At 41.0% G+C, this 13,238-nt stretch carries 15 protein-coding genes; 7 read left to right on the top strand and 8 right to left on the bottom strand.

From position 1 onward, the window contains the following. Positions 1 to 52 precede the first annotated feature (52 nt). A complete protein-coding gene (locus ACFI34_RS13175; protein WP_462673826.1) occupies positions 53 to 1,186 on the top strand; it encodes a CsgG/HfaB family protein in 1,134 nt (377 codons plus the stop codon). Between the two features lie 55 nt (positions 1,187 to 1,241). On the opposite strand, the gene ACFI34_RS13170 is transcribed toward ACFI34_RS13175, so the two are convergent. After that, complete coding sequence (locus ACFI34_RS13170; RefSeq protein WP_462673825.1) at positions 1,242 to 2,090, bottom strand: SPFH domain-containing protein; 849 nt, start codon at positions 2,088 to 2,090, stop codon at positions 1,242 to 1,244. A 10-nt stretch (positions 2,091 to 2,100) separates the two neighbouring features. Next, on the bottom strand, positions 2,101 to 2,841 hold the full coding sequence (gene deoC, locus ACFI34_RS13165) for a deoxyribose-phosphate aldolase (RefSeq protein ID WP_462673824.1): 741 nt from the start codon (positions 2,839 to 2,841) through the stop codon (positions 2,101 to 2,103). 277 nt (positions 2,842 to 3,118) lie between these two features. Between deoC and cysG the strand changes: the two genes are divergently transcribed. From cysG to cysQ, 6 genes are read left to right on the top strand one after another with little or no spacing between them, the layout of a single operon-like run. Continuing rightward, positions 3,119 to 4,543: a siroheme synthase CysG gene (cysG, locus tag ACFI34_RS13160; protein WP_462673823.1), complete on the top strand. Its 1,425-nt coding sequence runs from the start codon at positions 3,119 to 3,121 to the stop codon at positions 4,541 to 4,543. A 51-nt stretch (positions 4,544 to 4,594) separates the two neighbouring features. Further along, positions 4,595 to 5,494 (top strand): sulfate adenylyltransferase subunit CysD, encoded by a 900-nt coding sequence (gene cysD, locus ACFI34_RS13155; RefSeq protein WP_006791269.1) that lies wholly within the window; start codon positions 4,595 to 4,597, stop codon positions 5,492 to 5,494. Further along, positions 5,494 to 6,918, top strand: coding sequence for a sulfate adenylyltransferase subunit CysN (gene cysN / locus ACFI34_RS13150; protein ID WP_058405987.1), 1,425 nt, complete (start codon positions 5,494 to 5,496; stop codon positions 6,916 to 6,918). Before cysD ends, cysN begins: the two co-directional genes overlap by 1 nt. A gap of 31 nt (positions 6,919 to 6,949) precedes the next feature. Beyond that, positions 6,950 to 8,674, top strand: coding sequence for an SLC13 family permease (locus tag ACFI34_RS13145; RefSeq protein ID WP_462673822.1), 1,725 nt, complete (start codon positions 6,950 to 6,952; stop codon positions 8,672 to 8,674). A 33-nt stretch (positions 8,675 to 8,707) separates the two neighbouring features. Beyond that, on the top strand, positions 8,708 to 9,304 hold the full coding sequence (gene cysC / locus ACFI34_RS13140; protein ID WP_008127182.1) for an adenylyl-sulfate kinase: 597 nt from the start codon (positions 8,708 to 8,710) through the stop codon (positions 9,302 to 9,304). A gap of 5 nt (positions 9,305 to 9,309) precedes the next feature. Continuing rightward, positions 9,310 to 10,080: a 3'(2'),5'-bisphosphate nucleotidase CysQ gene (cysQ, locus tag ACFI34_RS13135; protein WP_462673821.1), complete on the top strand. Its 771-nt coding sequence runs from the start codon at positions 9,310 to 9,312 to the stop codon at positions 10,078 to 10,080. Between the two features lie 113 nt (positions 10,081 to 10,193). Here cysQ and ACFI34_RS13130 read toward each other — a convergent pair whose 3' ends face one another. The 6 genes from ACFI34_RS13130 to ACFI34_RS13105 all read right to left on the bottom strand — a co-directional run bounded on the left by ACFI34_RS13130 (position 10,194) and on the right by ACFI34_RS13105 (position 13,217). Next, the gene (locus ACFI34_RS13130) at positions 10,194 to 10,490 is read right to left on the bottom strand and encodes a hypothetical protein (protein WP_462673820.1); all 297 of its coding nucleotides are present in this window, start codon (positions 10,488 to 10,490) and stop codon (positions 10,194 to 10,196) included. A gap of 35 nt (positions 10,491 to 10,525) precedes the next feature. Then, positions 10,526 to 10,780 carry a hypothetical protein gene (locus ACFI34_RS13125; RefSeq protein WP_462673819.1) on the bottom strand — a complete coding sequence of 85 codons (255 nt, stop codon included), beginning with the start codon at positions 10,778 to 10,780 and terminating at the stop codon, positions 10,526 to 10,528. 47 nt (positions 10,781 to 10,827) lie between these two features. Further along, entirely contained in the window at positions 10,828 to 11,109 is a 282-nt protein-coding gene (locus ACFI34_RS13120) for a hypothetical protein (protein ID WP_305400314.1), read from the bottom strand. A 124-nt stretch (positions 11,110 to 11,233) separates the two neighbouring features. Beyond that, positions 11,234 to 11,521 (bottom strand): hypothetical protein, encoded by a 288-nt coding sequence (locus tag ACFI34_RS13115; protein WP_082014451.1) that lies wholly within the window; start codon positions 11,519 to 11,521, stop codon positions 11,234 to 11,236. Between the two features lie 366 nt (positions 11,522 to 11,887). Further along, the gene (locus ACFI34_RS13110; RefSeq protein ID WP_006791277.1) at positions 11,888 to 12,685 is read right to left on the bottom strand and encodes an alpha/beta fold hydrolase; all 798 of its coding nucleotides are present in this window, start codon (positions 12,683 to 12,685) and stop codon (positions 11,888 to 11,890) included. Positions 12,686 to 12,854: 169 nt separating this feature from the next. Next, positions 12,855 to 13,217: a DUF7674 family protein gene (locus tag ACFI34_RS13105; protein WP_462673818.1), complete on the bottom strand. Its 363-nt coding sequence runs from the start codon at positions 13,215 to 13,217 to the stop codon at positions 12,855 to 12,857. Positions 13,218 to 13,238 lie beyond the last annotated feature (21 nt).

The raw sequence follows: 13,238 nt of genomic DNA, 5'->3' as shown, positions 1-13,238 counted from the left end.
AAAAGAAAGCATTTAGCTTTTCTCTTAAGCATATTAAATTAAGGACAGTCGTATGTTAAAAAAACCACAAAAGTTACTACTAGCAACATTACTTACTTCACTTCTATGTGCCTGTCAGAGCACGTCAACCAATGTTACCTCAGGTCAAAATTCACCTGACATAAATGCAGCTGCAAAAGAGCAATATAACGGCCCTAAAGCCAGAATCGCAGTTGCCCGCTTTACTGATAAGTCGAATAACTCAAGGTGGTGGAGAAAAGAAATTGGCGATGGAATGGCAGATCAACTAACCACCGCTCTCGTTACAACTAATCGCTTTATAGTATTGGAGCGCCAAGCATTAGACGCCGTACTATCAGAACAAGATTTAGCAACTTCAGGCCGAGTCAGCGCTGCAACAGGCGCCGCGTATGGTGAAATCGAGGGTGCAGAAATTGTTGTTGTTGCATCTGTAACTGAATTTGATGACGGCAGCTCTGGTGCAAGCGTGGGCTCAGGTGGCTTTATTGGTGATGTATTTAGTTCGGTATCAGCGGGGTTTTCAGGTACACATATGGCAATAGATTTACGCCTTATAGATACCCGCACATCACGGATTTTAGCAGCAACAAGTGTTGAAGGTGGTAGTAAAGATTTTGATTTCACAGGCGCTGCAACAAACTTTGGTGGTTCACTGGTAGGTGGCAGCATCAGCGGATGGTCTGACACACCTAAAGAAAAAGCACTCCGTGAAGTTATTATTAAAGCGGTAGAGTTTTTAGAAACTAAAATTCCTGATACTTACTACCGTTACAACAGTAATAACACATTAGCATCAGGGTACACTGCTCCGCCTCCACTTAAAGTGAGCAAAGCAAAACCTACAAGTAAACCTATTGATGATGTAGAGGTACCCAATCATAGAATGCCGCATTATGAAAAAATAGACTTAGCCATGTCACGTTTAAACTTAGTATGTTTAGGCTACCTTAGAAACCAGCCTAACTATGAAGAGTTTGAAACGCAAGACGTGGAATACGACCGTAAAACAGTCATCGCACTTCGAGAGTATCAACAAGAAAGTAAACTCGAAGTAACAGGCCTTGCTGATGCTGCCACCAAGAAATCTTTAGATGACTCTGAGTGTATAGCTAAAAGTAATAAATCTGGCCTTGATAGCTTAGGTAGTATGTTTAAAGCGTTTTAATATGTAAGAGCATCAACTTGGGTAGCAATAAGTTAAGCTACCCAAGTATATTGACTTAATTCGCCCCTTTAACAAGTGGCACGCCATTATTACCCACAGGAATATAAACCGTTGTATGGTTTGGCGACTCGGCCATTTTTATTTGCGCATTTATGGCTTCATGTTGTAAATAATTAGCTGTAAGCGTGGCGTTAATAATTTTTTGTGCCTGCGCTATGCCTTTTGCTTCTTCAACACGTATTTCTGCATCTTTACGCGCTATTTCTTTTTGTGTTTCTTTTTCAGCAAGTAACTGCTGCGCAGCTAGTTTTTTCTCTACCGCATTAGCAACAATATCGGGGTAGTTAATATTACCTACAACCACATTGGCAAGCTTAAAGGGGGTAGTTGATAAATAATCTTGTAAACGCAGTGTGACCTCTTGGGCTATTTTTTCGCGGTTTGTTTTAAGTTCACCACTGTCGTATTTTTGCACGGTATCTCTTACGTAAGTTCTAAACGTTTCACGCACAAAACGTTTGTACCAATTTTCTGCACCATATTGTTCAACAACGGTTCGCACTGAGCCACTTTGAATGGCAATAACAGCGTGAAAATCAAATTTAATGTTTAAATCATCATTAGCAAGTATTCTAAATGTTTCGGTATAAGTATTAGGCCGCATATCTATGTTTACCACTTCATTACGCAGTAATGACATACCATAATTAGCAGGCCCTATCATGGTGCCTTGGTAACCACCTTCACCAAATACTCGTGGTTTTTCGTAAACATAGCCCTCTTCACCTGCTGGCGTACTTGGGTTAGTGCACGCGGTTAATCCAAACCCAATTACACCAACAACAAAGGCACCTTTGACTAAATTATTAACCAAACTTTGCATCCCTGAATTTCTTGCTCTCATTATTTGTCCTTTATTTATCTAATACTTTATACACATCGCTTAATAAGCTTGAAGCGCCAAACCTAAATGTGGTGGCTTGTAGGTAGTCATCGCTCATTATTGAACGGGCTAGTGCTAAATATTTACTGGCATCAGCCACCGTTTTAACACCACCTGCCGCTTTAAAACCCACTCGTTTGCCTGAATTTTTAATGGTGGTTAACATCACCTTAGTTGACTCAAGCGTCGCATTTATAGCGACTTTGCCGGTACTGGTTTTTACAAAATCAGCACCACCTTTAATGGCCAGTTCGGTCGCTTGGGCAATCAACGCCTCGGTTTTTAGCTCACCGCTTTCTATAATTACTTTTAGCTGAGCTTTGTTACCGCATGCTTTTTTACTTTCACTTACGTAGTTAAGCGCGGTTTGCGTATCCCCTGCCGTTAATTTTTTATAGGGGATAACAAGGTCGATTTCATCTGCACCGCGTTCAATGGCTATGAGAGTTTCGTTAATGACATCGCTTAATGGGGCATCACCTGTCGGAAAGTTAGTCACCGTTGCGACTTTAACGTGGCTAAGCTCTCGTGCAGCAAGCGCTATTTTTGCATCGTCAACAAAATCGCTATATACACATACTGCCGCCGGTGTGCCTAATGTAGGCCTAATGCTATTGACCAAAGTTTGAATATCTTTTGTAGTATCGCTGGTGTTTAAGCTAGTTAAATCCATAAGCTTTGCCGCGAGTAATGCGTCTTGTTGGTTTGTCATACGGACTCCCTTGCCCGGCTTGGGTAAAATTAATATGCCTCATATTAACAAATTAAAAAAAACTCGCTATAGCTCATAACCAAACACTCTAAGCTTATTATTTTACTTGTAACTAGTCGCAATCCCTTGTTAACTCAGCCTTAGGCTTAAAACCGCTACCCAATATAACTTTTGGTTATATCAACTTGGTTTTAATTATTTTTTACTTACAGATAGCCGCTATATTCTGCGCAACAGATTAAAGCGTTTCATAAAATTGTTTAGGGGTGTTACCAACGTGCAATATTTACCTATCTTTACCAAACTCGACAACAAACCTGTATTGGTTGTTGGCGGTGGAGAGGTCGCATTACGCAAGTGCCGCGCGTTTTTAAAAGCCCGTGCAGATGTCACCTTAGTGGCACCTTGGTTTTGTGACGAATTAAAAGAACACGCACAACACAACGAAGTGACCCTAATAGACGCTTACTTTGACGAATCACACCTAGACGGAAAAATGCTAGTTATTGCAGCAACCGATCGAGACGAAGTGAACAACACAGTGTTTGAGCTTGCCAATGCACGTAATGTGTTTGTAAACGTGGTTGATGACCAACCTAAATGTACATTTATATTCCCTTCAATTGTTGACCGTAACCCTATTACAATTGCTATTTCGAGTGCGGGAACAGCCCCTGTACTTGCACGCCGTTTACGCGAAAAGTTAGAGACATTAATACCACAACACATTGGCCCACTTGCCACACTGGTGGGTGGCTTTAGAGATAAAGTAAAACAGCGCTTTAAGCACTTTTCAGACCGCCGCCAATTTTGGGAAGGCGTGTTCGACTCATCAGTTGTGAGTAAAGTTCAAACCGGCGACACCCAAGGTGCTGAGCAACAACTTGAACAAATGCTAGACGCTAAAGCCGAGCCCGAAGGCGAAGTTTATGTGGTAGGGGCAGGTCCTGGCGATCCTGAACTTTTAACCCTTAAAGCACTGCAACTTATGCAACAAGCTGATGTCGTTGTTTACGACTTTTTAGTGTCTGACGAAATTATGGAGCTGGTTCGCCGTGATGCAGACCTAATTTGTGTTGGTAAACGCTTAGGCGACCATAGTGTTGTTCAAGAAGATACTAACCAAATGTTGGTTGACCTAGCTAAACAAGGTAAAAAAGTATGCCGAATTAAAGGCGGTGACCCCTTTATTTATGGCCGCGGCGGTGAAGAAGTACAAGTATTGGCTGCCAACAAGGTGAATTACCAAATAGTACCGGGTATTACAGCTGCAGCAGGGTGTAGTGCGTATGCAGGTATTCCGCTTACGCATCGCGATCATGCCCAAGCTATTCAGTTTGTAACAGGGCACTGTAAAAAAGACGGCCAAGAACTTGATTGGCAATCACTGGCTAAACCAAACCAAACACTTGCTATATATATGGGCGTAATTAAGTCACCACACATTCAAGCAGAGCTATTACAGCATGGCCGAAAAGCCGACACGCCAGTTGCCGTGATCGAAAATGGCACGCGCAAAAATCAACGTGTAGTCACAGGCCAATTAGGTGAGCTTGCCGATTTAATTGAACGCAACAGCATTGTATCGCCAGCATTACTTATTATTGGTGAAGTAGCCGCCTTGCACTCGCAACTTGCATGGTTTGGGCAAAACAACCAAACAAGTAGCTATGCGCAACCGTTAACCGATATAGCAAATTAGTAACCAAATTTAATTTTATAACTTTTAATCATTTTAGTAGGACGACTAACAATGGCTTTAACTCATCTTCAGCAACTTGAAGCTGAAAGTATCAAAATCATGCGCGAAGTCGCCGCTGAGTTTGAAAACCCAGTAATGCTTTACTCAATTGGTAAAGACTCGTCGGTACTTTTGCATTTAGCGCGTAAAGCGTTTTACCCTGCAAAAATTCCGTTTCCGTTATTACACGTAGACACCGACTGGAAGTTTCGTGAAATGATTGAATTTCGCGACCGCATAGCAAAAGAGTACGACTTTGACCTATTGGTACACAAAAACCCAGAAGGCTTAGCAATGGGCGTTGGCCCCTTTACTCATGGCTCGGGTAAACATACCGACATAATGAAAACCCAAGGGTTAAAGCAAGCACTTAATAAATACGGTTTTGATGCCGCCTTTGGAGGCGCACGCCGTGATGAAGAAAAATCGCGTGCAAAAGAACGTGTGTACTCGTTCCGCGACAAACACCACCGTTGGGATCCAAAAAACCAGCGTCCAGAGCTTTGGAACACCTACAACAGCCAAGTAAACCCTGGCGAAAGCATTCGCGTATTCCCACTTTCTAATTGGACTGAGCTTGATATTTGGCAATACATTTATCAAGAAAACATCGAAATGGTTCCCCTTTACCTAGCTAAAGAGCGCCCAGTAGTTGAACGTGACGGCACACTTATCATGGTTGATGACGAACGTATGCCTCTTGAAGAAGGCGAAGTACCACAAATGAAATCGGTCCGTTTTCGTACTTTAGGCTGTTACCCACTAACCGGTGCCGTTGAATCTACAGCCAGTACATTAACCGAAATTATTGAAGAAATGCTGCTATCTACGTCATCAGAACGCGAAGGCCGTGTGATTGACCATGACTCAGCAGGCTCAATGGAGAAGAAAAAACGTGAGGGGTATTTCTAATGTCTAGCCAAAATAACGATACATTTAACGAAGTAAAAGAAATAGGCATAGACGCCTACCTAGCACGCCAACAAGACAAAAGCTTATTACGTATGCTTACCTGTGGCAGCGTAGACGACGGTAAATCAACACTGATTGGCCGCCTGTTACACGACAGCCACCAAATTTATGAAGATCAGTTAGCTGCACTTCACAAAGACAACGAAAAAGTAGGTAATGCAGGCGAAGATCTTGACCTTGCGCTACTCGTAGATGGACTTCAAGCTGAACGCGAACAAGGCATTACCATTGACGTAGCGTACCGTTATTTTTCAACGGCTAAACGTAAATTTATTATTGCCGACACACCAGGCCACGAGCAATACACACGTAACATGGTAACGGGTGCATCAACAAGCGATGTCGCCATTATTTTGGTTGATGCGCGTTACGGCGTGCAAGTACAAACCAAGCGCCATAGCTTTATTTGTGACTCGCTAGGCATTAAACAGTTTGTTGTGGCCATTAACAAAATGGATATTGTTGATTTTGACGAAACCGTATATGAACGCATTAAAGCCGATTACCTTAAATTTGCCGAACAACTAAACGTATCAAACATTAAGTTTGTACCTATGTCAGCGCTTAAAGGCGACAACGTAGTAACGCGTTCTGCGCATACACCTTACTACACCGACAAGCCACTGCTTGAGCTTTTAGAAGACTCACCAGCAGCCGAAACCGATACTGGTTTTGAAGCGCGTTTACCTGTGCAATATGTAATACGCCCTAACCTAAACTTTCGTGGTTTTCAGGGCACATTAGCGTCTGGCAAACTACAAGTAGGCGACGCTGTAAAAGTATTACCGTCAGGTAAAACTTCAAGCATTAAAGAAATTGTCACCTTTAATGGCAACCTAGACACAGCAGAAGCAGGCCAAGCAATTACCATTACGCTAAATAGCGAAATAGATATTAGCCGCGGCGACGTAATCGTGCCGGCAAGCTCAACCGCCGCCGTTACTAATCAGCTTCAGGCTAAAATTGTATGGATGCATGAGTCGCCATTAGTGCTAGGTAAAAACTACAACCTAAAACTGGGCAGCAAAAACACATCGGCTGTGGTTAAAAAGATTGACCACACTATTGATGTAAACACGCTTGAACACGGCACAGCCGATTCACTGCAGCTAAACGAAATAGCAATTGTAACACTTGAACTAACCGAAACTATTTTGGCCGACGAGTACCACAATAACCACGAAACTGGCTCATTCATTCTAATCGATCGTTTGTCTAACCTAACGGTTGCAGCAGGTATGATTGAACACGTACTGCAAAGCGAGCAAAGTAAAGGCGAGTTTAGTGACTTTGAAGTTGAGTTTAATAGCTTAGTACGCAAGCACTTCCCGCATTGGCAAGCGCTTGATATTTCAAAACTGTAAGTTTATTAATGTCTGTTAGGAATAATAAAGCATGGTAGAGCAGCTAGTTTTAACAGGCATAATGCTTACCTTAGTCGGGTGCCTTTTTGGCACCCGCATTAATCCAGCATGGTTATTTGTAAGCGCTATTGGCACCAGCTATTTAGCCGGGCTAATTGACCTTGAAAACATGCTAGTTAACTACGCCAATCCGTCACTTATTACCTTAGTACTCCTAGTATTAGTGTCGATTGCAATCGAAAAAACCACGTTAATTCAAAAGCTATCCATGTCGTTATCTAAAGGTAGCTTAGTTAAGTCGGTAACAAAGCTGGGGCTTTCCAGCGCATTTTTATCGTCGTTTACTAATAATACGGCGGTGGTTGCCTCACTCATTACCGCAATAAAAGATAACCCAAACCATTCACCCTCAAAGCTATTATTACCGCTGTCGTACACTGCTATTTTAGGTGGCACCATTACACTCATAGGTACTTCAACAAACCTCATTGTTAACGGCTTTGCGGTAGATGCAGGTATGCAGCCACTGGGCTTTTTCGACTTTACCTTAGTGGGTTTAGGCGCGCTTAGTGTTGGCCTTATTACTATTTTGGTGATGCTTAAATACTTGCCTGACAACGGCAAGAGCGATCAAGAAGTCGTTCCTTTTTATCTTGAAGGTAAAGTACAAACAGGCTCAAAATTAATAGGTCGCACAGTAGAAGAAAACGGCCTACGCGATTTAAAAGACTTGTTCCTCGCTGAAATAATTCGTAATAACGAACGTATATGCGCAGTAACGCCTCAGCAAATTATCCAACAAAACGACGTACTATTGTTTGTGGGGGATATAAAGTCGGTGCCGCTATTAACCCGTTTTGATGGTTTAAAAGTAGTGCACGACAACCATGAAAAAGACATCGAACATTTAGTTGAAGTGGTCGTAAGCCAGTCGTCTAAGTTTATAGGTAAAACAGTAAAAGAAATACGTTTTCGCGAGCAGTTTCACGCTGCTGTTATTGCTATTCGCCGTGGGCACGACCGCCTTCAAGGCGGCCTTGGCCAAGTACAATTACAAGCAGGCGATTCACTCATTTTGGCACCCGGCAAAAACTTTTACAGCCTACCTAATTTAAAGCGTGAGTTTGTGTATATTTCAGGCCTTGATTTACAAACCCACCTTGCGCCCAAACAATCTAATATTGTATTGCTCAGCTTTGCCGGTGTACTGGGTTTAAGTATTTTTGGGGTCGTGCCGTTAGTCAAAGGCTTATTGGTATTACTTATTGGCTTAATGCTCAGCGGCACCATAAAAATTAACGAAGTAAAACGCCGATTTCCGCTTGAGTTACTTGTTGTAGTAGGTAGCGCTATTGGGCTTGCAAAATTAATGATAGGCACGGGGCTTGCTGGGCAAATATCGAGTGCGCTATTTATGGTGCTTGGCGACTTTGGCCCTTACGGCGCATTTATAGCCATATTTTTAATGACCGTACTATTTACCGAACTTATTACAAATAATGCGGCAGCGGCACTTTCATTTCCGGTTGCTTACTCATTAGCTGTTGGCTTTAATGTAGACCCGCTCCCCTTTATTATGGCAGTTGCTTTTGGCGCATCGGCAAGTTTTATATCACCATTTGGGTATCAAACAAATTTAATGGTGTATAGCGCGGGTAATTATCGCTTAAAAGATTACATTGTTATGGGCTTGCCCCTTTCTATTATTTATTCAATCACGGTATTAACCCTGATCCCGCTGGTATTTCCTTTTTAATACTGGCGCAAACAGCATAAGAGACACATCACTATGGATGAAAATATAGTTTGGCATAACTACGCAACCACTAAAGCACAACGTAGCGAGCAAAAAAAACATAAGCCGGCTATTTTATGGTTTACCGGTTTTTCAGGCTCCGGTAAAAGCACCGTAGCCAACGCACTCGAAGCGGCGCTTAATCAGCAAGGCGTACACACTTACCTGCTCGATGGCGACAACGTACGCCACGGCTTATGTAAAGACCTAGGCTTTAGCGATGAAGACCGCATAGAAAACATTCGCCGTGTAGGCGAAACCGCAAAACTAATGACCGACGCAGGCTTGTTAGTACTTACTGCGTTTATATCGCCTTTTAGAGCTGAACGCGACATGGTGCGCAATTTAGTAGACGACGGAGAGTTTATTGAAGTATTTATAGATACTCCGCTTGATGTATGCGAAAGCCGCGATCCAAAAGGGCTATACAAAAAAGCACGCGCAGGAGAGATAAAACACTTTACTGGCATCGACTCAAACTACGAAGTACCCACAAAGCCTGAAATAATTTTAGATACAAGTAAAAACACCCTAGACCAATCGGTTGCCCAACTGATAACGTATCTAAAACAAACGCATATAATAGGTTAACCCCAATGAACCAAACCGAACTGCTAGAAGAAACCCTCATCCTTGCCCGCACCGCAGGCAAAGCCATTATGGGGATTTACGAAAAGGACTTTAACGTTGAATACAAAGCCGATGAAAGCCCAGTAACCGACGCCGACTTAGCAGCTCATAAGGTCATTGTAGCGGGGCTACTTCAGCTTACGCCCGACATCCCCATCCTTAGTGAAGAAAACGCCGACATAAGCAGGGCTATTCGCCAAACATGGAAAAGCTACTGGTTAGTCGATCCAATCGACGGAACCAAAGAGTTCATTAAAAAGAACGGCGAATTTACCGTAAACATTGCCCTAATAGAAAACGGAAAACCGGTACTCGCAGTTGTCGATGCCCCTGCACTTGGCGTATCGTACCTAGCTGCTGACGCCATTGGCGCGTTTAAAGACACGGGCGATGAGCGCATTGAGCTTAAAGTAACCACCAAACCTAATAAAGGGTTAATCCGCGTGGTTGGCAGTCGCTCGCACCCATCACCCGATTTAGCCGAATTTGTAAAACGCTTTGACGACGTAGAAATGGTCTCAAAAGGTAGCTCACTAAAACTGTGTTTAGTTGCCGAAGGCAGCGCCGATATTTACCCGCGCTTAGGCCCAACCTGTGAATGGGATACCGGCGCAGGCCATGCAATCGCCGAAATAGCCGGTGCAAAAGTCACTAAGCTTGATGGCAGCCCGCTTATTTATAACACCAAAGATGAGTACTTAAATCCGTATTTTATTGTAAGTGCGATAGAAGAGTAAGAGTAGTTTTGAGTGGTTAGCTATCAGTTGTCAGCAAGACAAATGATAGCTTAACTACACTAGTTGCCCATTAAAGATAAAGGCAATTATCGTATAAATGCTTAGGTTATTTATTATATGAAAGCTAACTTAATAAGCGCACTAAAGCATAGCAAAGTTATCAACAAACCAAGCGATAAAATAACCTTTTCCTTCAGGGTTTGCTCAGGCTTTTGGGCAAATACAAAAACAGTTTGGTAAAGTGTACTAGGCACTATTAAAACCAAGCCAATAAACGCAGGGAACATACCCAATATCAAGTTATATGCAAAACCTAAATTTTCCATTTGGCCGAATATGGCGCTAAATCCAACCCAAATAACAGCAACTGCAAAAAACGCAACGCCCACTGAAATCGATAAAAGTGCCATTTATTAAATTCCTTTTTATCTTGAAAGAAAAACAATTAATTTATATTCAGCAATAAAAGCACTATCCCTCCAACAAATAGCACAAAATAAATCTTAACATGCCAGTTTTTTGAATAGTTTTCTTTATACTCTGTAATCATTTTATCAATATCGCTAGATGTGAACTCATAGCCACACCTATAACAGGTTGCCATGCCTTTTTTAATATGAGCTTTGCACTTAACACATTTATAAATATACGTAAGTCGGTCTATATTGAGATAAGGATATCCGTTATCTTTATTTTTCATCCTGCCGACACCTAATAATATGAAGAGCTACTGGGCAAATATGCTTTTTAAGGGATAAAGAAAGTAAAATAGGTGCACGCACCAATACCTATAATCAGCATAAAGAGCCGCTTTGTTAAATTACCTTCAGTAGGAGGAATTTTCTCACCGGTATATGGTGCATAAATACTTCTATTTAATATAAATGCATAGATATATCTATAACAAAAGAAAAATACAAACACACAAAACAACAACTTTTCTACTGACTCAAAACCTATGAAAAAAGCAGCCCCTAACATAAACCATACTATGCCGAATAATATAACAATGACTTTCTTTTTATCCATGCGAACTCTCTTTACTACCTTTGTTTTTATTTAAGTTCTGTACTTATAAACTTTAAATGCGTTTTAGTTAACTGATTTGGCGCTATTGTAGCCGGTGAAAATATAAGTAACGTTTTAGTCTTTATTAAATTGCAGTCTTAACGCTGGAATTCGTAGTCGGTAACCCTAACTTTTTGGCTATCGCCGCAAATTGAGCTTTTGTGTATGGCCCATAAACAAACTCATTGTGCTCAGCAAACTTGTTATCTTTGGTTTTATCAATATAGTAAAAAGCACAAATTTTATGCGGACAAGCATAAACCGAAATATATTGTTCGTTAGACTTAATATTTATTGGTTCATTGAGTCGCCCAATATATGTGCCCTGACCAAGGCTGTAACCTAACCTTTTGGTACCGTCAATGTAATACACTTTATAAGGTTGCTCCTCCCAAACTGGAGAACACCCATTAAGAAGTAATAATATTAAAACTAAACATGTTCTTACATATTTCCCTGCATTCTAGTAACTTGCTCAAATTACACCCACATAGTTAACATGAGTGCGTTCTTATTTTTGGAACATCTATTAGTAACAAACTGTGTAAGTGATTGCCAATTATAAAATTATATTTAATCTAGGTATTTTACTATGTTTAAAAGGGTGTGGCGTGAAACAAGGCAGTGCTTTTAACTTAAGGAGAGAGACAAAAGAATGATCGCTTCCAATCAACAAGTAATGGTTGTTATAAGTTTTTGAGACTTGCCATTAATTGAACGCTTTTTAAAGCGATATCCCTTAACGATTTTGCTGGGCGATAAAAGCAAGCGAGTGCTGGTTGAATAAGTCAGGGCGTTCCACATTGCAAACATGGCCGCAATGGTGAATAGTTTGCAGTACGCTATTTTTATGGCGTTTAACCATTTCTTTGACAGGGCCAAGGAACATATGATCTTCTTTACCCATAATGTAAAGAATGGGGATATCGATGTCTTTTTCTTTGAAATACTGCATTAAAGGGTTTACATCCATGGCTAATTTAAACCATTTTATAAACTCCTTTTGGCACAAACGTTTTGCCTCACGAACAAACAAAAGCCGAGATTCTTTATGGCGCTTTTTGGGCATCATAATAAAAGCAAATAAACGATATAACCACATATACGGCAAGAAGTGCTTAAAGGTATTACCTAAATAAACCAAAGTATTACTGCGAGTATTAAAACGAGTCACCGCGCCACCTAGCACCATGCTAGAAACATATTGCGGCGCAATTTCAGCAATATTGCGAATGAGTATTGTGCCTAATGAAATACCAACAAAGTGTGCGCTGGTGATATTGTTATGATCTAACACATCAATAATGTCTTTAGAGACATTATTAAATGAATAATTATTATCAACAAAGTTTTGTACTAAGTTATTTGATTTACCGTGACCACGAAGATCGAGCAGCAATACATTGTATTCTTTTTTATAAGCTTTGAGCTGACGAAACCAAATTGCCGAACTTCCCCCAGCGCCATGGACAAATACAACCCATGTTTGACTGGTTTCGTGCGGAAAAATAGTATGAAAAAGAATGTCTGTGCTCATTGCTGTTAGCGGCCTATTTACTTCATTTGGCATATTCAATTGTAAGAAGTATAACGGAGTTTAATAAAAATCTCTCATCAAGTTCACAACAATAGCGCCTACTTAACAACTTTTCGGAACAGGTTTTAATTTTTAAATAAAAACAAATAAGAACAACCTTTACCAATACTCAACGTATTTGAGGCGCTCGCCCATGAAAATTTAAGTACAGCTTTTTTAGTTTATCGGGGACGAGTGGCCAACCCATTTCAATTCCGATGGGAGTCGCTTTCCAAAACAAGTGCTCAACATAATAGGTATCTATGTATTCAAACTCGGCAGGGCTTGCAGTCTCTAGTTTTAGATTCATATACGACAAATGCTTTAGGGCGTCGGCGTTTTTATTTTCGTTGAATGCAAACGTTGTTAAATTTGCGAACTCTTCCATAAGAAAAGCGAATTCACATTCTTCGTGTTTATCCATTAACGGTATGACATCTGGAAACTTAGATTGTATATCCTCAATAAATTGTCTTATTTCTTGGTCTGCCATATATTGCCTGTTAATACGTAG

The sequence above is a fragment of the Pseudoalteromonas sp. PSi26 genome (assembly GCF_054960575.1).
The sequence above is the reverse complement of the archived record's forward strand: the minus strand, read 5'-3'. Positions and strand labels throughout refer to the sequence as shown.